General features: G+C 66.1%; 18 protein-coding genes. 10 read left to right on the top strand and 8 right to left on the bottom strand.

Features of this window, described 5'->3' with window-relative positions:
• The first annotated feature begins 36 nt into the window (after positions 1 to 36).
• From R0382_RS03465 to R0382_RS03485, 5 genes are all read left to right on the top strand, one after another.
• The gene (locus tag R0382_RS03465) at positions 37 to 663 is read left to right on the top strand and encodes a hypothetical protein (protein ID WP_432722345.1); all 627 of its coding nucleotides are present in this window, start codon (positions 37 to 39) and stop codon (positions 661 to 663) included.
• Positions 664 to 730: 67 nt separating this feature from the next.
• Entirely contained in the window at positions 731 to 1,486 is a 756-nt protein-coding gene (locus R0382_RS03470) for a DeoR/GlpR family DNA-binding transcription regulator (protein WP_432722347.1), read from the top strand.
• On the top strand, positions 1,479 to 2,519 hold the full coding sequence (locus tag R0382_RS03475; protein WP_432722349.1) for an oxidoreductase: 1,041 nt from the start codon (positions 1,479 to 1,481) through the stop codon (positions 2,517 to 2,519). Before R0382_RS03470 ends, R0382_RS03475 begins: the two co-directional genes overlap by 8 nt.
• A gap of 73 nt (positions 2,520 to 2,592) precedes the next feature.
• Complete coding sequence (locus R0382_RS03480) at positions 2,593 to 3,093, top strand: heme-degrading domain-containing protein (protein WP_432722351.1); 501 nt, start codon at positions 2,593 to 2,595, stop codon at positions 3,091 to 3,093.
• A gap of 489 nt (positions 3,094 to 3,582) precedes the next feature.
• Entirely contained in the window at positions 3,583 to 6,210 is a 2,628-nt protein-coding gene (locus R0382_RS03485) for a glycosyl hydrolase family 18 protein (protein ID WP_432722353.1), read from the top strand.
• An 85-nt stretch (positions 6,211 to 6,295) separates the two neighbouring features.
• Here R0382_RS03485 and R0382_RS03490 read toward each other — a convergent pair whose 3' ends face one another.
• From R0382_RS03490 to R0382_RS03525, 8 genes are all read right to left on the bottom strand, one after another.
• Complete coding sequence (locus R0382_RS03490; protein ID WP_432722355.1) at positions 6,296 to 8,959, bottom strand: family 20 glycosylhydrolase; 2,664 nt, start codon at positions 8,957 to 8,959, stop codon at positions 6,296 to 6,298.
• A gap of 168 nt (positions 8,960 to 9,127) precedes the next feature.
• A complete protein-coding gene (locus R0382_RS03495; RefSeq protein ID WP_432722357.1) occupies positions 9,128 to 9,802 on the bottom strand; it encodes a M48 family metallopeptidase in 675 nt (224 codons plus the stop codon).
• Positions 9,802 to 10,530 (bottom strand): lysophospholipid acyltransferase family protein, encoded by a 729-nt coding sequence (locus R0382_RS03500; RefSeq protein ID WP_432722359.1) that lies wholly within the window; start codon positions 10,528 to 10,530, stop codon positions 9,802 to 9,804. The genes R0382_RS03495 and R0382_RS03500 overlap by 1 nt, the downstream gene beginning before the upstream one ends.
• A gap of 198 nt (positions 10,531 to 10,728) precedes the next feature.
• A complete protein-coding gene (gene gmhB / locus R0382_RS03505; RefSeq protein WP_432722360.1) occupies positions 10,729 to 11,268 on the bottom strand; it encodes a D-glycero-beta-D-manno-heptose 1,7-bisphosphate 7-phosphatase in 540 nt (179 codons plus the stop codon).
• Positions 11,269 to 11,332: 64 nt separating this feature from the next.
• Positions 11,333 to 13,393: a glycine--tRNA ligase subunit beta gene (gene glyS / locus R0382_RS03510; protein ID WP_432722362.1), complete on the bottom strand. Its 2,061-nt coding sequence runs from the start codon at positions 13,391 to 13,393 to the stop codon at positions 11,333 to 11,335.
• Between the two features lie 5 nt (positions 13,394 to 13,398).
• On the bottom strand, positions 13,399 to 13,875 hold the full coding sequence (locus tag R0382_RS03515) for a hypothetical protein (protein WP_432722363.1): 477 nt from the start codon (positions 13,873 to 13,875) through the stop codon (positions 13,399 to 13,401).
• Positions 13,876 to 13,879: 4 nt separating this feature from the next.
• Positions 13,880 to 14,770 carry a glycine--tRNA ligase subunit alpha gene (gene glyQ, locus R0382_RS03520; RefSeq protein WP_432722365.1) on the bottom strand — a complete coding sequence of 297 codons (891 nt, stop codon included), beginning with the start codon at positions 14,768 to 14,770 and terminating at the stop codon, positions 13,880 to 13,882.
• A gap of 49 nt (positions 14,771 to 14,819) precedes the next feature.
• Positions 14,820 to 15,746, bottom strand: a complete 927-nt coding sequence (locus R0382_RS03525) for a LysR family transcriptional regulator (RefSeq protein ID WP_432722367.1) — start codon at positions 15,744 to 15,746, stop codon at positions 14,820 to 14,822.
• 98 nt (positions 15,747 to 15,844) lie between these two features.
• Here R0382_RS03525 and R0382_RS03530 point away from each other — a divergent pair, with 98 nt between their 5' ends.
• From R0382_RS03530 to R0382_RS03550, 5 genes are all read left to right on the top strand, one after another.
• Entirely contained in the window at positions 15,845 to 16,906 is a 1,062-nt protein-coding gene (locus R0382_RS03530) for a YeiH family protein (RefSeq protein ID WP_432722369.1), read from the top strand.
• Between the two features lie 281 nt (positions 16,907 to 17,187).
• Positions 17,188 to 19,116: a transglycosylase SLT domain-containing protein gene (locus tag R0382_RS03535; RefSeq protein ID WP_432722370.1), complete on the top strand. Its 1,929-nt coding sequence runs from the start codon at positions 17,188 to 17,190 to the stop codon at positions 19,114 to 19,116.
• 8 nt (positions 19,117 to 19,124) lie between these two features.
• Complete coding sequence (locus tag R0382_RS03540) at positions 19,125 to 20,060, top strand: complex I NDUFA9 subunit family protein (RefSeq protein WP_432722372.1); 936 nt, start codon at positions 19,125 to 19,127, stop codon at positions 20,058 to 20,060.
• Between the two features lie 25 nt (positions 20,061 to 20,085).
• Positions 20,086 to 20,337, top strand: a complete 252-nt coding sequence (locus tag R0382_RS03545; RefSeq protein WP_432722374.1) for an RNA recognition motif domain-containing protein — start codon at positions 20,086 to 20,088, stop codon at positions 20,335 to 20,337.
• 55 nt (positions 20,338 to 20,392) lie between these two features.
• Entirely contained in the window at positions 20,393 to 21,388 is a 996-nt protein-coding gene (locus R0382_RS03550; RefSeq protein ID WP_432722376.1) for a 2-hydroxyacid dehydrogenase, read from the top strand.
• Position 21,389 lies beyond the last annotated feature (1 nt).

The following is a 21,389-nucleotide window of genomic DNA, read 5'->3' on the forward strand; positions in this document are numbered from 1 at the left end:
CGTCGGCATTAGTGACGGGAACTTGATCGCCCGGCGATGAGACCATCCAGGGTTCACGCCGTTTACGAGATCCACCGGATGTTCCGCTTTCTGCTGGCCGCGCTTTGTTGCGCCGCCGCCCTTCCCGCCCTGGCCGCAGCCCCCCGCTGCGAACGCGATGCGCTCTCGCTGAGCACCCGCATCGACAAGGCCACCGCCAAACTCAAACCCACCTCGATGCGCGGTGCCGATGGCAGCAAAGCCGATCACTACCGCAGCGACGCCGGCGACCTGATCGTCGAAACCCGCAACGGCGGTCTCACCTCGATCCGCTATTACAGCAAGGATGGCAAGCTGCGCTATCTGCGCGGCTTCGGCGCGGTTCAACAGGGCAAGCGCATCGTCTCCCATACCGGGCGGCTGTCGTGGAAAGCCGATGGCAGCCGCTGTGACGGCGCACGCTATGTCCGCGGCAAGGCCACCAAGCTCGACAGCAGCACCTACGCCTCCTACCAGACCGAATGGCAAACCCTGCTGGCGGCCACGTCCGCCGCGGCGTCGCCGTCGACAGCCCGGCCGGCCACATCCCCGGTGCCGCGTGCCGTCGCCGCGCCGGTCCGCAATGCCGCACCGGTCTTCACTGCACCCGACGCCGCGGCGACGATGCGGTCCGGCCTGCAATAGGCCGGACAAAACCGCAAATAACCGCACATCAATTGCATAAAACCGCAGAGCGGCGCATAGTGAGCGCATGTTTACGCATGAACGCCAGCAACATATCGTCGCCCTGCTGACCGACCGGGGACGCGTCAGCGTCGCCGACCTTGCCAGTTCGCTGGCGGTCTCCGACGACACGATCCGCCGCGACCTGAACGCGCTCGCCGCACTCGGCCTGGTGCAGAAGACCCATGGCGGCGCGCTGTCGCTCGACGTACCGAACATGCGCCGCAGCGCCCGCGCCGCGGTGCTGCCCGAGGTCAAGCAGGCGCTCGGCCGGCGCGTCGCCGCACAGATCGAACCCGGCCTGACGCTGATGCTCGACGCCGGCAATTCGCTGCTCGCCGTCGCGCAGGCACTGCCCGACGTACCGCTGACGGTGATCACGCATTCGCTCGATATCGCCCAACTGCTGTCCGAACGCGCGCAGGTCAAGCTGATCCTGCTTGGTGGCGAATGGGATGCGTCGCAGCGGCTATTCCGCGGGTCGACGATGCTGGCCATGGCGCAACGGTACCGCGCCGATCTGGCAATCATGGGCGCCTGCGCGATCCATGCAACGCTCGGCGTCACCGCCAGCGACGAATCCGACGGCGCGATCAAGCGCGCCTTCATCACCGGCAGCAAGCGGGCCTGGCTGGTCTCCGACCACAGCAAATTCGACGAGCACGCACCGTACGCGGTTGCACCGCTCGCCGCATTCGAGCGCGTTTTTACCGACCGCGACCCGCAGCTGCCGCTTGCCCCGACCACGACCCTGACCCTGCTCACGGAGACGCCCCATGGCTGAAACACTCAACGTCGCCCTCGTCGGCTACGGCTACGCCGGCAAGACCTTCCACGCCCCGCTGATCGCGAGCGTGCCCGACATGGCGCTCGCCGCCATCGTGTCGAGCAGCGCGGACAAGGTCGCCGCCGACTGGCCTCAAGTCCCGGTGCATGCCGACGTCGCCGCCGTACTCGCCGACCCGGCGATCGGCCTGATCGTGATCGCCACCCCGAACGACACCCACTTCGACCTCGCCCGCCGCGCGCTCGAGGCCGGCAAGCACGTCGTCGTCGACAAGCCGTTCACCGTCACCGTCGCCGAGGCCCGCCAGCTCGAAGCCATCGCCGCCCGCGCCGGACGCGTGCTGTCGGTGTTCCACAACCGCCGCTGGGACGCCGACTTCCTCACGCTGAAGACGCTGATCGCCTCCGGCAAGCTCGGCGACGTGGTGCAGTTCGAATCGCACTTCGACCGCTTCCGCCCGCAGGTACGTCAGCGCTGGCGCGAAGCCGCCGTTCTCGGCGCCGGGCTGTGGTACGACCTCGGCCCGCACATCGTCGACCAGGCACTGCAGCTCTTTGGCAAGCCCGACGCCGTCTACGCCGACTTCGCCCAGCGCCGCGAAGGCGCACTGGCGACCGACTATTTCCACGTGCTGCTGCGCTACGCCTGCACCCACGTGATCCTGCACGGCAGCGTGCTCGTCCCCGGCGGCAGCCCGCGCTTTGCCGTCCACGGCACCGCGGCCAGCTACATCAAGCACGGCCTCGACGTGCAGGAAGACCAGCTCAAGGCCGGCGCACAGCCGGGCGTTGACGGCTGGGGCATGGATGAGCTGCACGGCATCTGCTACGTCGGCAATGCCGATGCACCGATCGTCGAGCCGATTGCCACGCTGCCAGGCGACTACCGCCACTATTACGCCGGCGTACGCGATGCGGTGCTTGCCGGCGCGGCCAATCCGGTGCCGGCCGCCGAGGCCATCCAAGTGATGGAGGTGATCGAACTGGCGATCCGCTCCGCCGAGGAACGCCGCGAACTGCCGCTGGCATGAACCCTCGGGCTGCTGCGCTTCGGACGAATGCGAGCTGCTTTGGCTCGCACCCCCACGGCAACAGGTTGAACACATGAGCACCGAGCTAGCCGCCGATCTGGCGCTGATCGTCGAGCAGGAAGCGCTGCTGCAATTCGAACGCTTCGACGCCGATCTGGCGTTCGAGCTTGGCAGCCGGCTGCGCGATGCCGCGACCCGCTACGGCACGCCGGTCGCGATCGAAATCTGGCTGAACGGCAGCCCGCTGTTCTTCTTCGCCATGCCCGGCACCGCGCCAAGCAATGCCGACTGGCTGCGCCGCAAGCGCAACACCCTCTGGCACTTCGGCCGCAGCAGTTATGCGATCGGCCTCAAGCTCGCCCAGAGCGGCGACAGCCTGGCCGGCAAACACGCCTTATCCGAGCGCGACTACGCCGCGCACGGCGGTGCGTTTCCGCTGGCGATCCGCGGCACCGGCATCGTCGGCAGCATCGCGATCTCCGGGCTGCCGCAACGCGATGATCATGGGGTGGTGGTGGCGGTGATTGCCGAATACCTCGGGATTGATCCGGCGGCGATCGCGCTACCGGATTGAGCATCGCACGGTAGCCATACGCGGGATTGCGTTGCGGAGGGCATGCGCTGATTTGCCGCTTGCTGCCCTTTCGCCGCCCTGCTTATGTCCAGCGACCGTTGACGTACACCATCTCGGCCATCAGGGCACGGCGGCGGTCGTGAGCGACAGCCCCTCCGGTAGCGGCCGACACACCCGATCGCAAGCAAGCGGGCCATCGCATCGGCCGGACAGGCTGACGCCAGCCCCCGGAGGTCACGCCGCTGGCAGCATGAATCTCGATCCGCCCCCTCGCGGATGGTCCTGTTCCACATCATGTCAGATGCATTAAACAACCAAGCACCTCACCGGCCAGCGCGCCAATCACTCCGCCCACGCCCCCTGCAATTGACACGCCACCTTTCGGTGCCGATGCTGCCTCGCGCAAGATCACTACGGGATAATACTTACGAACACCGGGGATCCTGCGTTGACCTTCATTGAAATTCAAGCAGGTAGGAGATGAGCTGCATGAAATCGAAATCCGGGCGCTTGCCGTCCAATGGCCGCGTCTTGGCCTTGTCCATCGTTGCCGCCTTTGCCGGCTCGGTGATCCCTGCCACAGCGCTGGCCGTATCGTGCACCGGCGTTGCCGCCTGGGATGCGACCAAGGTTTACGCCGCGGGCGGTACGTCGGTCACCCAGGCCAACCATCTGTACCAGAACAAGTGGTGGACCCAGAACGAAGACCCGAGCAAGTCCGGCGCCAACGGCGTCTGGGCCGACAAGGGGGTCTGCGACGGCGCGGTCACGCCGACGCCCACACCCACACCGGTCCCGACTCCTGCGCCGACCCCGACGCCTGTTCCCACACCGGTACCGACCCCTGCACCGACGCCCGTGCCGACTCCGGCCCCGACACCCGGTAGCTGCGCAATCTGGACCGAAAGCAACACCAAGCCGTACAACGCCGGCGACGTGGTCAGCTACAACGGCAACGCCTATACCGCACTGGTGACGCATTACGCCTACGTCGGCGCCAACTGGAACCCGGCGTCGAGCACGACGCTGTGGAAGGCCGGCGGCACCTGCTCGGGCACGCCGACGCCGACGCCGACGCCGACCCCGACCCCTGCGCCGACCCCGTCGGGCAATAACGATGCTTGCCGTCCGGAAGGGCTGGCCGTATCGCAGGTTGCCAACGTGCCGTACTGCCTCGTTTACGACACCGCTGGCCGCGAAAAACTGGCCAACGGTCTGCAGCGCCGCAACATCGGTTACTTCACCAACTGGCGCACCGGCAAGGACGGCCTGCAGCGCTATCTGGCCAGCGACATTCCGTGGGATGCACTCACCCACATCAACTACGCCTTCGCCCACATCGACGGCAACAACAAGGTCTCGGTCAATCAGGACGTCGCCGGCAACGAGTCGACCGACATGAACTGGCCGGGCGTCGCCGGTGCCGAAATGGACCCGTCGCTGCCTTATACCGGTCACTTCAACCTGCTGAACAAGTTCAAGAAGCAGCATCCGAACGTGCGCACGCTGGTGTCGATCGGCGGCTGGGCCGAAACCGGCGGCTACTTCGGCGCCGACGGCAAGCGCGTCGCATCGGGTGGCTTCTACGCGATGTCGACCAATGCCGACGCCACGGTCAACACCGCCGGCATCAACACCTTCGCCGACTCGGCGGTCGCCTTCATCCGTCAGTACGGTTTTGACGGTGTCGACATCGACTACGAATACCCGACGTCGCTGACCAACGCCGGCAACCCGCTCGACTTCACTGTCGCCGGCCCGCGACTCAAGGGTTTGCAGGCAAGCTACCGCGAGCTGATGCGCGTGCTGCGCGAGAAGCTCAACGCGGCTTCGGTTGCTGACGGCAAGTACTACGAGCTGTCGGCCGCGGTACCGGCGTCGGGCTATCTGCTGCGCGGCATGGAAGCCTTCCAGTCGCTGGCCTACCTCGACTTTGTCAACGTGATGAGCTACGACCTGCACGGTACGTGGAACCAGTTCGTCGGCCCGAACGCAGCACTGTTCGACGACGGCAAGGATGGCGAACTGGCGTTCTGGAACGTCTACGGCGATGCGCAGTACAAGAACATCGGCTACCTGAACACCGACTGGGCATTCCACTACTACCGTGGCGGCATGCCGGCAGGCCGGGTCAACGTCGGCGTACCGTTCTACACCCGCGGCTGGCGTGATGTCACCGGTGGCAACAACGGCCTGTGGGGCACCTCGCAGACCAATACTTGCCCGGTTGGCGTCGAAGTACCGTGCGGCGTTGGCGCGGCGGGTATCGACAACATCTGGTTCGACGTCGATGAAAAGGGCAGCGTCGAGGACGCCGGCTCCAACCCGATGTGGCACGCCAAGAACCTCGAGAAGGGCATTGCCGCCGACTACCTGTCTCAGTACAAGTTTACGGCCAGCGACCTGACCGGCGTTTACACACGCTACTACGACAGCACCCTCGTGGCGCCGTGGCTGTGGAATGCGCCGAAGAAGGTGTTCCTGTCGACCGAGGACGAGCAATCGATCCAGGCCAAGGCCGACTGGATCATCAAGAACGGCGTCGGCGGTGCGATGAACTGGGAACTCGCCGGCGACTACGACTGGGATGCCAACCGCACGACACTGACCGGCAGCAAGGGCCAGTACGTGCCGGGCGCGACGCTGACCCGTCTGCTGGCAAGCAACTTCCGCAGCGCCACGCCGTACGGTAACACGCTGTCGAACACCGCAATGCCGGCCGAGGTGGTCGACGTGTCGGCCTCGCTGACGGCGTTCGCGATGGGCGACGACAACTTCCCGATCGCACCGAAGCTGCACATCGTCAACAACACCGGCGCCATCATCCCGGCCGGCAGCGTGTTGCGCTTCCAGTATCCGACCTCGGCGCCGGACAACCTCGAAGCCAGCGGCATGACGGTGACGTCGGGCCACACCGGCAACAATATCGGCGGCCTCAAGAGTGATTTCCACACCGTCGACTACACGCTGCCGAAACTGGCTGTCGGCGCGGTGAAGGACATCAAGATCACCTACCGTCTGCCGATCGCCGGACCGAGCAACTACCAGCTGATCGTGAACGGCAAGGCGTTCTCGCTGAAGCAGGAGCACCCGCTCTACCCGGTTGGCAAGTTCTAAGCACGAAACGACTCCGGCGCACCTGTGCCGGACGTAAAAAAAACGCCCCGGCATGCCGGGGCGTTTTTCTTGCACGCCGAAGCGCTTACTTGGCGATCAGCCCGCTGACGCGGCCGAAGCGCTTGCCGTCGAAGCTGACGGTGCGCAGCTGCACCGCGTTGACGTCGGCCACCGCCGGCGCCCGGCCGGCGTCGTACGCTTGCCAGCTCTTGCCGGCGTCGAGCGAGTACTGGATCTTCACGCCCGGCAGCTCGGTCACCGCGGCCAGCTTGCCGTCAACGACCCTGGCGCCGACCATCGACAGGCGATAGTCGATCCCCGCCTTGTCGAGCTTGGCGAGTTCGCGCTGGCCGACCGCGTTGGCAAAGCTGGTCCAGTCGGCATTCAGCGCCTGCGCGTTGACCAGCTTGGTTTCACCGGCCTTGTAACGCTCGCCGACGGTGTACGGGCGCTCCCAGCTCGCCTGGTGCCAGGCGCGCTCGGCGACGGCAATCAAGCGCGGGAAGGCCATGTACTCCCAGTGCGCGTCGGTGCGGACCGCCTCGCTCCACAGTTGGGCCGACATCCCGGCGACCGGCGGCATCGGCTTGCTGGCCTTGGCCTCGAAGGCGTTGCCGTCGCGATCGAGCGAGGTTTCGGCGTTCTGCGGCAGGTTGGCCGGCGCGAAGCTGAAGATGCGCTTCATCGTATTGGCGCGCGAACCCCAGTAATAGCCGCCCTCCATCGGATCGACCTCGTTCGGGAAGTCCAGATAGACGTAATCCGGGTTCGAGATCACCACGCCGTAGCCCTTGTTGGTCCACTCGACCACCGAATCGGCGCCGCCCCAGTACAGCGTGTCCCAGAAGTTGACGCGCACGTTCTTGGCGGCGAAATCCTTGGCGTTCGGCGCATGCTTCAGCCCGTCCTGCCACGCCTGGAAGTTGCTGATGCCGTACTTCGGCAGCAAGGTACTGACTTCATGGGCAAAGTAGCCCGGCAGATGCTCGACGTCGGCGACCTTGCCGGACTGGATCAGCGCCATGCACGCCGGCGACCTGGCCCACGGGTGGTCCTGCTTCGACAGGTCGAGCCAGCCCTTGCCTTCGCGATCCTTGGCCGGGGCGTTCTTGTCGGCGTAGCCGGCACCGAGGAAGATGTTTTTCGCTTCGTCGCCGCCGAAATGCCACGACGTCAGCTTGAGACCGGCGTCCTGATACATCCTGGCGATTTCGCCGATCACCTTGTCGGTGAACTTCAGCGCCGACGGCTGGCAAGGATTCAGCGTCGACAGCCGGTCGTAGAACTGCACGCCGGTGATGTTCGAGGTTTCCTGCGGATCGACCAGACGGTATTCGTTGGCGGCCTCGGGCTTGCCCTCGGCCATCAGGCGCTTGTAGCGCGCCTCCATCGACACCACGGCGGCCCGGGCGTGGCCCGGCATGTCGATTTCCGGGATCACTTCGATCTTGCGGGCATGCGCGTACTGGAGGATCTCGATGAAATCGTCGCGGGTGAAATAGCCCGATCCCGGCGTGCTGCTGTCCGGCCCCTGGCCCAGTTGCGGCAGCAAGCCCTTGGTTTCGCTCAGGTCGTGCACGCGCTTGCCGCCGACCGCGGTCAACTCCGGCAGGCCCGGAATCTGCAGGCGCCAGCCCTCGTCATCCGACATATGCATGTGCAGCTTGTTGAGCTTGTATGCAGCCATCTGGTCGATCGCCGCCAGCACCGTCGCCTTGCTGTGGAAGTTGCGCGCGGTGTCGATCATGAAGCCGCGATAGTCGAAGCGCGGCGCATCGGCGACTTCCATCGTCGGCACGACCTTGGCGCCCTGCGCCGGCACCAGCGACAGCAGCGACTGCACGCCGTAGAACGCGCCGGCAGCGTCATGGCCGACCACTTGCGCGCCCTTGGGCGTGATCACCAGCGAATAGCCATCGGCCTTGGCGGCGACGCCCTTGAGCGACTTCGGCGCGATGCGCACGGTCACCGGATAGCGGCCGGCGGCGACGCCGATTTCGCTGGCGCGGGCCTGCAATGCGTCGACGCTGGCCTGGTCGAGACCGCGGGTGTCGAGCTTGATGCCGGCCGAGAGATCGGCGCTCTGGCCGGTGAGCTGCTGCGCGGCCGGCGCCGGAATGATGCGTGCAGCGACATCCTTGGCCGGCAGCAGCGGCGTCGCGGTGTAGGCGTCGTAGCGGGTCGCGGCGGTCATCACGACGTTGTTGTCACCGGCGGAACGCTTGGCGTCGGCAACGGTGAGCGGTGCGACAAAACGCGTCAGGTCTTCGGTATCGGTGCTGGCGATCACTTTCGGCGTCGCGTCGCCCGAGGTCACGTACCAGCGCGGCATGGCGTCGTACATCGACACCTGCCAGTACTCGCCGACCATGCCGAGCGTCAGCGGCTGGCCCTTGATGAAGCCCTTGAAAGAACCGGTCGGTTCGAGCCGGTACAGGTCGCCGGTCAGATGGGTGATCTTGAACTGATCGTTGTCGACGCGAATGATGCGGCGGATGCTGGAAAAATAGATCGCCCAGTCCGTGCCCTTGATGTCGCTGGCGGCGTCAAAGGTCACGTCGATCTTGTAGCACGACGCCCAGTCGGCGCCGAGCGGCGAGCATTCCTTGGCGGGCAGATTGCCCTTCATCTGGTACTTGATGCCCAGTTGACTGGCGATGCTGTCCACCTGTTGCTGTGCGCCCGAGCCGGCGTACGCGAACCCGGCGACGGTCATGCTCGCCACCAACAGAGTCAGTTTCTTTTTCATCACGGCTTCCTTGCTTGCGTCCGGACTTGTGACCCGGACGGATCGACCAAGCGGGGTTACGTCGACCCCGCCTCCCGCAAACAAGATGCGCCGAGAAGGCTTACACGTCGTTGCTCAAGATCAACGCTTGGGAAACCAGACTGCCATGCCGGTGCTCAAGACCGCGGCCTACCAGGCCAGCAACGCGTGGCCGTGCGTTTTCAGCCACGCCCGCAAGTCGCGCCAGTGCGGGCAATGCCGTTCGACGATCGCCCAGAAGCGTGGCGAGTGGTTGAGTTCGGCCAGATGCGCGAGCTCGTGGATGATCACGTAATCGATGACGTCGAACGGCGACTGGACCAGTCGCCAGTTGAGCCGGACCACGCCGGCAGCGGTGCAGCTGCCCCAGCGCGTGCCGGCCGACGTCAGCTTGATCGCTGCGGGCTGCAGCGCCATCCGTTCGGCCCACAGCGCCACGCGTTCGGCAAAATAGGCGCGCGCGGTACGCTGCAGGAAGCGCTGCAGCGCCGGGGCCAGTGTCTCGCCGTCGCCGGCGATGTGCAGCGCGCCATCGACGAGCGCGCTGCGGCGGGCGCCGGCGACCAGCGTCAGCGGTTTGCCGAACCAGCCGACCTGAACGCCGTCGGCCAGCTGCGGCGGCGGTGCCGGCCGCTTCGCCAGATGCTTGAGGATCCAGCCGAGCCGCTCGCTCACGGCGCGGTCGGCGTCGGCCAGCGGCGCGCGTTCGGGCAAGGTCACCGACAGGCCGTCGGCGGCGATCTTCAGGCCGATCGAGCGACGGCGGGCGCTGCGCTTCACCGTGAAGGCGATTTCACCGCCCGGGTGGCGCAGTCGCCGTTCCATCATTTCGGAAAGCAGGGTCCGCGTTCGGGCATCGCGGCCAGCGCGCCTTCGATCCACGCCTCGATCTCGCGGGTCAGCTCGAGCGCATCGCGACCGGCGGTGTCGATCGGCTTGCCGATCTGCATCGTCACCGTGCCCGGATGCTTGAGGAAGGAATTGCGCGGCCAGTACTCGCCGGCGTTGACCATCACCGGTACGACCGGGATGCCGAGCTCGATCGCCAGCCGGGCGCCGCCCGGCTTGTACTTGCCGCGCTCGCCCGGCGCGACGCGCGTGCCCTCGGGGAAGATCGTGATCCAGAAACCATGGCCGATCCGGTCCCGGCCCTGCTCCATCAACAGCCGCTGCGCCTCGGAGCGGTTGGTCCGGTCGATCGCGATCGGCGACGTCGCCTTCAGCCCCCAGCCGAAGAACGGCAGCTTCAGCAGCTCGCGCTTGATCACGAATACCATCGGCGGGAACACCATCTGCAGCGCCATCGTTTCCCACGCAGACTGGTGCTTGCAGACGATCATCGCCGGCCCGGCCGGAATGTTCTCCTTGCCGACGATCCGGCCCTTCAGGCCACAGGTGACGCCGAGCCACCACAGCAGCGCACGGCTCCAGCCGGTGATGATGCGCGTGCGCAGCACCGGCGGCAGCGGCAGGATCAGGATGCAGAAAATGGCGTACGGCGGCGTGATGATCGCCATGCCGAGCCAGTAGAGGATGGAGCGAATCCAGATCATTGCCGGTCCGTATCGAAAGTCATGATGGTTTCAAAAAAATACAGCGCGCCGCCGGTACCTGTTTCGGCAGCTGAGCGAGCCGAAGCAGGTCGCGTCCGACCGAAGCGCAGGCACCGGAATGGCCATATGGGCCATGAGGATGTCGAGCATCGTACGGGCGCGAGATGCGAAGGCGCAGCCAGCTGACGGAGCAGGGACCTAGCCGAGGCGCTGGAGCCAGTCGGCCACGGCCGCCAGATCATCGAACACCCGCGTTCCCGGCGGCAGACTGTTCTTGCCCTCGGTCTTCTTGCCGTTGCCGGTGCGCACCAGCAGCGGCTTGCCGCCGGCGGCGGCAATCGCTTCGAGGTCACGCTGGCTGTCACCGACCATCCACAGCTCGGTCGGCGACACATGGAAGCGCTTGGCGATGTCGAGCACCATGCCAGGCGCCGGCTTGCGGCAACGGCATTGCGCTTCGGACACGTGCGGGCAGAAGAAGATCGCGTCGATTTCGCCGCCGGCGTCATGGACCAGCCGGTGCATCTTGGCGTGGATGCGGTTCAGCGTCGCCACGTCGTAGTAGCCACGGCCGATGCCGCTCTGGTTGGTCGCAACGACCAGCGTCCAGCCGGCGCGCGTCAGCGCACCGATCGCGTCGAGGCTGCCGTCGATGGGTATCCATTCGTCCGGCGACTTGATGTAGTCCGGGCTGTCGTGGTTGATCACGCCATCCCGGTCCAGAATCAACAGCTTCATAGGCCCCTCCGCTGCGGGCATCCATGGCAGGGCGGCATGATCGCCCCCTGCATTCAATCGGCGCTTAATCGGCAAGCAGCGACAGCTCCGCAACGCGGTTCATCAGCCCGGCCAGCGCCGACAGCAGCGCCAGACGGTTGCCACGCACCGCGAGGTCGTCGGCCATCACCATCACGCCGTCGAAGAACGCGTCGACCGGCGCCTTCAGCGCGGCCAGCGTCGTCAGCGCACCGGTAAAGTCCTGCTTGGCCAGCGCGGCTTCGGCTTGCGGCACGACCGCTTCGTAGGCCGCGAACAGCGCCTTTTCGGCCTCGCCGTCGAACAGCGCCGGGTTCAGCGCCGGCAGCACGGTGTCGACCTTCTTGAGGATGTTGCGGATGCGCTTGTTGGCGGCGGCCAGTGCGTTTGATTCGGGCAGCAGCTTGAACGCGGCGACCGCGTCGAGGCGCTTGACCACGTCGTCGAAACGCTCCGGATTCAGCGCCAGCACAGCGTCGATGTCGGCGGCCGGATAGTCGGCGGCCAGGAAGTTCTTCAGGCGGTCGAGCATGAAGCCCTGCACGCCGGCGATCGTGCCGTCCTTGATCACGCCGGCCGGGAAGGCGGCGGCGGTCGCGGTTAGCAGCGACTTCAGGTCGAGCGGCAGCACCAGCAACTGGCGCAGTACGCCAAGCGCGGCACGGCGCAATGCGAACGGGTCCTTGTCGCCGGTCGGGATCAGGCCGATGCCGTAGATGCCGACGATGGCTTCGAGCTTGTCAGCCAGCGCCACGGCCTGCGCGACCGGACCTTCGGGCAACGCATCGCCGGCAAAACGCGGCCGGTAATGCTGCTCGATCGCGTCAGCGACCGCGGCGTTTTCGCCGTCGATCTGCGCGTAGTAGCGGCCCATGGTGCCCTGCAGTTCCGGGAACTCGCCGACCATGTCCGACACGAGGTCGGCCTTGGCGAGCTTCGCGGCGCGCTGGCAGTCTGCGGCGCTGGCGCCGAGGACCGGGCCGATTTCGCCGGCCAGCTTGGCGAGGCGTTCGACGCGCTCGTACTGGGTGCCGATCTTGTTGTGGTACACCACGCTGCGCAGCCCTTCGACGCGCGATTCGAGTTTCTTCTTCTGATCCTGCGCATAGAAGAACTGCGCGTCCGACAGCCGCGCGCGCAGCACGCGCTCGTTGCCGGTGATGATGTGGCTCGGATCGGCCGCTTCGAGGTTAGACACCAGCAGGAAGCGGTTCATCAACTTGCCGTTCTGGTCGAGCAGCGGGAAATACTTCTGGTTCTGCTGCATCGTCAGAATCAGGCATTCCTGCGGCACCTTGAGGAATTCGGCCTCGAAACCGGCCTCAAGCACCACCGGCCATTCGACCAGCGCGGTGACTTCGTCGAACAGTGCGTCATCGGCGGCGATGGTCGCGTTCAGCTTGGCGGCCGCCGCCTTGAGGCGATCGACGACCAGCTCGTGGCGCGCGGCAAAGCTGGCAACGACCTTGCCTTCTTCGTACATCTTCTTCGCGTATTCGTCGGCGCTCGCCAGTTCGACCGCGCCCTTGGACAGGAAGCGGTGGCCCTGACTGCTGCGGCCCGATTCGAGGTGCAGCACCTTGGCCGGGATCACGTCGCTGCCGTGCAGCACGACCAGACCGTGAACCGGACGGATGAACTGACCGTCGCGGTCGCCCCAGCGCATCGTTTTCGGCGCTGGCAGCTTTTTCAGTGTGGCTTCGATCAGGTTCGAGAGTACGTTGGCCAGCGTTTCACCGGCCTTGACGCTACGGAAGATGAACACGTCCTGCTTGCCGTCCGAGCCTTGCTCGAGCGCGGCGATCTCGACGCCACACGAGCGGGCGAAACCGGCCAGCGCCGGCGTCGGCTGGCCATCCTTGTAGCCGGACGCGACCGCCGGGCCGCGACGTTCGATCTGCTGCTCGGGCTGGACCGCGAGCACGTTCGGAATCGTCACCGCCAGACGGCGCGGGCTGGCGAACGGGTGGCAATCACCGTCCTTGGCGACGAAGCCGAGCTTGGCGAGTTCGTCGAAAATCGACCGGGCGAACGCGTCGCCCAGCTTTTTGAGCGCCTTCGGCGGCAGCTCTTCGGTAAACAGTTCGATCAACAGGGTTTGGGACATGACGATCACTCTTTGTTCTGGGCCTTGTCGGCCATCATCTTGCAGACCTGACGCACGAAATCGGCGCCGTAGCTCTCAAGCTCGGGTGCAGCGAATTCCCACTGGAAGCCGGGAACGTCGTAACGGGCGATTTCGTCGCCATCCAAGGTGCGCAGCGATACCGCAATGCCGGCCATCCGCCCGCTCGGGCAGTCGATGGCCTGGCGCGCGTACTTGATCCGGTAACGCCCCTTCGATTCGCCGTCGATCTGGTCTTCGGCGAAGGTCTGGCGCATCCACACATAGGTGTATTCGGTGCTGCCGGCGCGGTCGCGGTGCGAAATCGAATTGACGTCGACGTCGACGACCATCCCTTCGGGCTGCCCGTAATTGCGCCAGTCGGCGCTGCTGCCCGGCACCGGTTGCGGGCCGCGCGTGCCGTCCTCGAAGTCGCCGCAGGCGGCGAGCAGCAGGGGCAGGCAGAGCGCGGCGACCGCTTTCATCGCGTCAGGCCGGGTTGCACATCGGGAAGCCGAGCGCTTCGCGGCTGTCGTAGTAGGCCTGCGCGACCATCCGCGACAGCGTGCGCACGCGGCCGATATAGGCGGCGCGTTCGGTCACCGAGATCGCACCGCGGGCGTCGAGCAGGTTGAAGGTGTGCGAGCACTTCATCACCATTTCGTAGCCCGGCAGCGCCAGGCCGGCTTCGATCAGCCGCTTGGCCTCGCCTTCGAAATCGTTGAACAGCTTGAACAGCAGTTCGACATTGGCGTATTCGAAGTTGTAGGTCGACTGCTCGACCTCGTTCTGGTGGTAGATGTCGCCGTAGGTGACCTTCTGGCCATTCGGGTAGACGGTCCAGACGAGGTCATAGACGTTCTCGACGCCCTGCAGATACATCGCCAGCCGTTCGACGCCGTAGGTGATCTCGCCGAGCACCGGCTTGCAATCGAGGCCGCCAACCTGCTGGAAGTAGGTGAACTGGGTCACTTCCATGCCGTTCAGCCACACTTCCCAGCCGAGGCCCCAGGCACCCAGCGTCGGGCTTTCCCAGTCGTCCTCGACGAAGCGGATGTCGTGCACGGTCGGATCGATGCCGAGTTCCTTCAGCGAACCGAGGTAGAGATCGAGGATGTTGTCCGGGTTCGGCTTCAGCGCGACCTGGAACTGGTAGTAGTGCTGCAGCCGGTTCGGGTTCTCGCCGTAACGGCCGTCCTTGGGGCGGCGCGACGGCTGCACATAGGCGGCGTTCCACGGCTCGGGGCCGAGCGAGCGCAGGAAGGTCGCGGTGTGGAAGGTGCCCGCGCCGACTTCGAGGTCGTACGGTTGCAGCAACGCGCAGCCCTGGCGAGCCCAGTAGTTCTGCAGCGTGAGAAGGATTTCCTGAAAGGTCAGCATGTCGGTCTTGGCCGGATGATCCGGTTTCCGGTTCTGAAACCTGCTGATTCTACTTGTATTTGGCTGCCCCCGGCGAGCCGGCCACCTGCCGTTCGCGCTGCAATTGTGCCCGGCAGAGCGTCAGCAGGCGCTGCGCACCCTGCGTCAGCACCTTGTCGCGAGCGCGAATCAGGTAAAAGCGGCGGGTCAGCTGCAGCGCCGGCGTTGTCAGCGCGATCAGCTCGCCCCGCATCAGCTCGATCGCCACGGTGCGGCGCGACAGACAGGCCAGCCCCAGCCCGGCGCGCACCGCGCCCTTGACCGCCTCGCTGGTTCCCAGCTCGAGCGCGACCCTGGGGCTGCCGATCAGCGGCGCCAGCGCGGCCTCGAGCACTTCGCGCGTGCCCGAACCCTGTTCGCGCAGCACCCACTGCGCACCGGCCAGCATCGTCGGCGTCACCTCGGCACCGATCCAGCCATGCCCGGGCGGCGCGACGACGGCGAGTTCGTCGGCCAGCCACGGTTCGGCGACGACGCGCGCGTCATGGCTGATGCCTTCGATCAGGCCGAGATCGGCGCGGTATTCGGCGACGGCGGCGATGGCCTCCTGGGTATTGCCGATGGCGATCTCGGCACGGCTGTCGGGGTCCTCGGCCAGCAGCGCGCCCAGCAGCTCGGGCAACACGCGGTTGCCGATCGTCGAGCTGGCCGCCAGCCGCAAGCGCGCCGGCGCGTCGCCGCGAAAGCGCGCCTCGATCGCATGTGCCTGCGCCAGCAGCGCCTCGGCCTGCGGCAACAGCCAGCGGCCGTGTTCGTTCAGTTGTACGCGCCGGCCAATCCGGTCGAACACGACGACGCCGAGGCGGCGTTCGAGTTCGGCCAGCGCCCCGCTGGCCGCCGATTGCGACAGGTTCAGCGCCTGTCCCGCCGCCGTGACGCCACCAGCCTGCGCCGTGGCGACGAACACTTCGAGTTCCCGCAAGGTCAGATGAATCATCGGTTTTTCCGATCAAGCGAACAAAAATTATCCGTTATTCAAATATAACCGATAGGCATATCGTTAGTCCCATATGTATTGACGAGCACGAAGCTGACATGACCACCGCCTCCCGAACCACCCCGCTTTCCTCACTGCTTCCCGGATTGCTGCTGACGCTGCTGCTTGCCGGCCTCGCCCTCTGGAGTTCGGACTTCGCCCTGATGCAGCAATGGGGGCTGTCGGCGCTGACGCTGGCCATCGTTTTCGGCATGCTGCTCGGCAACACCGTGTTTCCGCGCCTTGGCCCCAGCTGCGGAGCTGGCGTCGGCTTTGCCAAGGCCAGGCTGCTGCGGCTCGGCATCATCCTTTACGGCTTCCGGCTGACGTTTCAACAGATCGGCGACGTCGGCGTCGGCGCGATCCTGATCGATGCGCTGGTGCTGACGACCACGCTGGTCCTCGCCTATCAGCTCGGCACGCGCTGGCTCAAGCTCGACCGGACCACCGCGCTGCTGATCGGTTCGGGCAGCGCCATCTGCGGTGCCGCCGCCGTGCTCGCCGCCGAGCCGGTGGTCAAGGCCGCGCCGAGCAAGGTCACCATCGCCGTATCAACCGTCGTCGTCTTCGGCACGATCGCGATGTTCGTCTATCCGCTGCTCTACCCGCTGGCCCAGCAGCTCGGGCTGGTGACGTCGCCACAGGCTTTCGGCGTCTACACCGGCTCGACGATCCACGAAGTTGCCCAGGTCGTCGCCGCCGGCAACCAGATCAGCCCGGCCGTGGCCGATACGGCGGTGATCACCAAGATGATCCGCGTGATGATGCTGGCGCCTTTCCTGCTGTTCGTCTCGGTGTGGTTCGACCGCGGTGCGCAGGCGCAGCACGGCCACAAGCCGCGGATCACCATTCCGTGGTTTGCGCTGCTGTTCATCGTCATGGCCGGTGTGAACTCGACCGGGCTGGTGCCGCACGCACTGGTCGAACGCCTGGTCCAGCTCGATACCGTGCTGCTGGCGATGGCGATGGCCGCGCTGGGCCTCGATACCCGCGCCACGGCCATCCGCCAGGCCGGGCTGAAACCGCTGCTGCTGGCCACCGTGCTGTTCGGCTATCTGGTATTCGGCGGCGCGGCGATCAATCTCGGCATCCGCGCCTTGATCGCCGGGTCGGGGCTATGAGCGGCTCGCGCGGGCAGGCGATAGCGGCAAACCGTCACGCAATGTGACCCGGCCGCACAGTCCCAGCCCCCGATGCCGCCATATAACCACTCAATCGATTTATCCGTTCATTTATACCGTTTCATCGAAATCGAAGCGCTACGGCAACCAAGCCCATCGCGGCCGGCCCAAGGCAGACGATGACAATTCACGTCAGCCCTCACCGGGCTTGGATTAGAATCTGAATCATCCTTGCGCGCTTTCTGCACGCCCGTTTCCGCCTCTCTGCCGATAGAGTCACGATGAAATCGCTCCTTGCCCTGATCACCCTCGGCGCCAGCCTGTGCGCCCAGGCCCAAATCGACCTGAGCCAGCTGCGCGACGCGGCGCGTTCGCGCGACCTCGCGACGCTGAACCATCTGGCAAAAAATGCCGACGGCGAAGTGCTCGAGATGTATCCGCGCTATTACCTGCTGTCTGCGCAGATCAACACGCTGAGCGAAGACGATGTCGCCGCCTTCCTCAACCGCTACGAAGGCTCGCCGCTGGCCGAACGGCTGCGCGCCGACTGGCTCAGGGAACTCGGCAAGCGGCAGGACTGGGTCTCGTACGACGTCGAATACCCGAAGCTCGACAGCCCGAGCGTCGAACTCAAGTGCTACGCCGCCCAATCGGCCGCGCTGCGCAACGACGTCGCCGCGCTGGCGCAGGCCAAATCGCTGTGGTTCAGCGCCAAACCGCTCGCCGATGCCTGCAACCCGGTGTTCGACACGCTGTTCACCCGCAATGTGCTGACGCAGGACGACGCGTGGGCTCGCATCCGCCTGGTGCTGAACGCCAACCGCAGCGACCTCGCCCGCCAGCTCGCCGCGCGGGTGGGTTTTCCGGCCGAGCTGTCGGCCAAATCGCTGGCGCGCGCCGCCAACACGCCGGATAAGGTCTTCGACGCGGCAGCCGAAGGCCGCGCCGCGCGCGAAATGCAGCTCTACGCAATGCAGCGGCTGGCCCGCAAGGACGCCGATCGCGCCGCGCAGCTGTTCCAGTCGGCGTCGATCAACTGGCCGGAAGCCGATCAGCGCTACGGCTGGCAACAGCTCGGGCTGATCGCGGCCAAGAACCACAACGACAATGCCAGCAGCTGGTTCGCCCGCGGCGGCAGCGCCGAGCTGGATGAAGCCGGCCGCTTCTGGTCGGTGCGCGCCGCCCTGCGCGTGCGTGATTTCAAAACCGTGCTGAGCCGCATCGACGCGATGCCGGCCGACGATCTGCAACTGTCGGTCTGGCGTTACTGGAAAGCCGAGGCGCTGAAGGCGCAAGGCCGCGGCACGGAAGCACAACCGCTGCTGCTGGGCCTGACCGATGGCGACGACTTCTACAGCCTGCTGGCGCGCGAGGAAATCGGCCCGGTCGCCGGCGCGTCGCCGCAGCACAAGCGGGCCGAGGCGGCCGAAGTCCGGGCGATCGAAAACGTCCCGGGCATCCGCCGCGCACTGGCGCTGTACGCGCAGAACTGGCGCGTCGAAGGCACGCGCGAATGGTCGTCGGCGATCAAGGGCATGAACGACAGCCAGATGCTCGCCGCCGCGACGCTCGCCGACGCCCGCGGCCTGTACGACCGCTCGATCGACACCGCCGAGCGCCTGAAGCCGCTGTCCGATCCGACGCTGCGCTACCCCTACCCGTGGCGCAATGTCGTCACCCGCGCCGCGCAGGAGCAGGGGCTCGATCCGGCCTGGGTCTACGGCCTGATCCGCCAGGAAAGCCGCTTCGTCCCCGACATCCGCTCGAGCGCCGGCGCCGCCGGTCTGATGCAGCTGATGCCCGGCACCGCCAAATGGGTCGCCGGCAAGATGGGCCGCAAGCGCTTCGACCTCTCCGAAGTCACCGACATCCCGACCAATGTCAGCATGGGCACCTTCTATCTGCGCTACCTGCTCGACCGGCTCGACGACCACCCGGTACTGGTCACCGCCGGCTATAACGCCGGCCCGGGCCGCGCGCGCAACTGGCAGAACGACGATGCGCTCGACGCCGCGATCTATATTGAAACGATCCCCTTCGACGAAACGCGGAACTACGTGAAGAAGGTCCTCGCCAACGCCCAGCACTACGGCGCGAGCTTCGGTACCAGCACCACGTTGCACCAGCGCCTCGCCGCCATTCCCGGCAAACTCGTGACGCCACCTCAGGACAACACCCTCGGCGGCGCCGATGGGGGCGACAGCAACTGAGGTCCATCATGCGCATCCTGATCATCGGCGGCACCGGCTTCATCGGCAGCAGCATCGCCGCGCGGCTCGCCGCCGCCGGCCATATGCAGACACTGACAACACGGCATCGCGAGCAGCACGTGGCACTCCTGGTTCTGCCGCTGCTCGAGCTGGTCGAGGCCGATGTCCACGATCCGGCCCAGCTCGCCGAACTCGTCCGCGATCAGGATGCGGTGATCAACCTGGTCGGCATCCTGCACGGCGACGCCGCGCGCTTCGAGCACGCGCACGTCGCGCTGACCGAGAAGATCGTCGCCGCCTGCGAGGCCGCCGGCGTCAAACGCTATCTGCACATGAGCGCGCTCGGCGCCGATGTCGACGCGCCGTCGATGTACCAGCGCAGCAAGGGCCGCGCCGAGGCCTGCGTCGCCGCCAGCCGGCTCGACTGGACGATTTTCCGCCCCTCGGTCGTCTTCGGCCGCGACGATCACTTCCTCAAGCTGTTTGCCAAGCTGCAACAGAAGCTGCCATTGCTGCCGCTGGCCGGCGCCGGCACGCGCTTTCAGCCGGTCTGGGTCGAGGACGTCAGCCGCGCGTTTACTACCGCGCTGGCGCGCAATGACCTGATCCACCGGCGGCTCGATCTGGTCGGCCCCACGGTCTACACGCTGGCCGAACTGGTCCGGCTCGCCGGCCGCTGGTCGCAACATCCGCGGCCGGTGCTGCCGCTGCCCGACGCGCTCGCCCGGCTCGAAGCAACCTTGATGGCGCTGCTTCCCGATCCACCGTTGACCCACGACAATCTCGACGCGATGAAAATCGACAACGTGGCTGCCGGCGGTTTCCCGGCCGTGCTAGGCTGGGCGCCCAAGGCGCTGGAAGCCATCGCACCAGGCTATCTGGCCCCCTTGGCCCCGGCGGCGCCGCACCGTGGTGCGACAACGCCTCCCCCTCCCTCCCCGTAGAATCCCTGATTGTAGGAGACATGCAATGACTGCGATCCTGATCGGCAACCTGCCGCCTGAAACCAGCGAAGACGACGTTCGTACCCTGTTCACCGACCTGGGCATGACTGCCGACGTTGGCGACGTGACGATTGCCGAAGGACTGGGTGAACGACTCGCGGCCTCGGTGTCGATCGACTGCAGCAGCGCTGCCGCCGAAGTGCTCGTGCAAAAGCTGAACGGCCACTTCTGGAACGGTCGCGAGCTCGCCGCCAGCTACAACCCCTTCGGCCAGTAAGGCCCCACCTCGCCGGCGATGCCGGCACCAGATAGATCAAGACTGGATCAAGACGATGCGGATCGCGGTATTCGACAGCAAACGCTATGACGAGACGTCGCTCAATGCGGCCAACGCCCGCTACGGCCACGAGCTGGTCTATTTCGGCGACCGGCTCAATCGCCATACCGTTCCGCTCGCCGCCGGCTTCGATGCAGTCTGCCCCTTCGTCAACGACACGCTCGACGCGTCGACGCTGAATGCGCTGGCGCTGCTGGGCGTCAAACACGTCGCACTGCGCTGCGCCGGCTTCAACGGCGTCGACCTCACCGCGGCAACCCAGCTCGGCATCACCGTGACCCGGGTGCCGGCGTATTCGCCCGAGGCGGTCGCCGAACACCTGTTCGCGCTACTGCTGACGCTGGTGCGCAAGACGCACCGCGCCTACACCCGCGTGCGCGACGGCAATTTCTCGCTCGAAGGGCTGGAAGGCTTCAATCTGCACGGCCGCACTTTCGGCGTCATCGGCGCCGGCAAGATCGGTCAGGCGGCGATGCGCATCGCCAACGGCTTCGGCATGCGCGTGCTCGCCTTCGACCGTTCGCCCGACAGCAAGCACGCCGGCGAGCTCGGCTGCACCTTCGTGCCGCTGGACCAGTTGCTGCGCGAAGCGGACGTCGTGTCGCTGCACGTGCCGCTGTTTCCGGAAACGCGCTACCTGATCAACGCGGATTCGCTGAAAACGATGAAGCGCGGTGCCGTCATCGTCAACACCAGCCGTGGCGGACTGATCGACTCGGCCGCACTGGTCGAGGCGCTCAAGAGCGGCCAGATCGGCGGCGTCGGCCTCGACGTCTACGAGTACGAGGAAGGCGTGTTCTTCGAAGACCTGTCGGGCACCGCGTTGCAGGACGACGTGCTGGCACGGCTGATGACGTTTCCGAACGTCGTGATCACTTCGCATCAGGGCTACCTGACCCACGAAGCGCTGACCAATATCGCCGATACCGTGTTCGAGAACCTCGACGCCTTCGCCAAGGGCCTGCCGCTCGCTAACGCGGTCCACGCCTGAC

The organism is Jeongeupia wiesaeckerbachi (genome assembly GCF_050916355.1).
In the GTDB taxonomy this organism is placed as follows: domain Bacteria; phylum Pseudomonadota; class Gammaproteobacteria; order Burkholderiales; family Chitinibacteraceae; genus Jeongeupia; species Jeongeupia wiesaeckerbachi.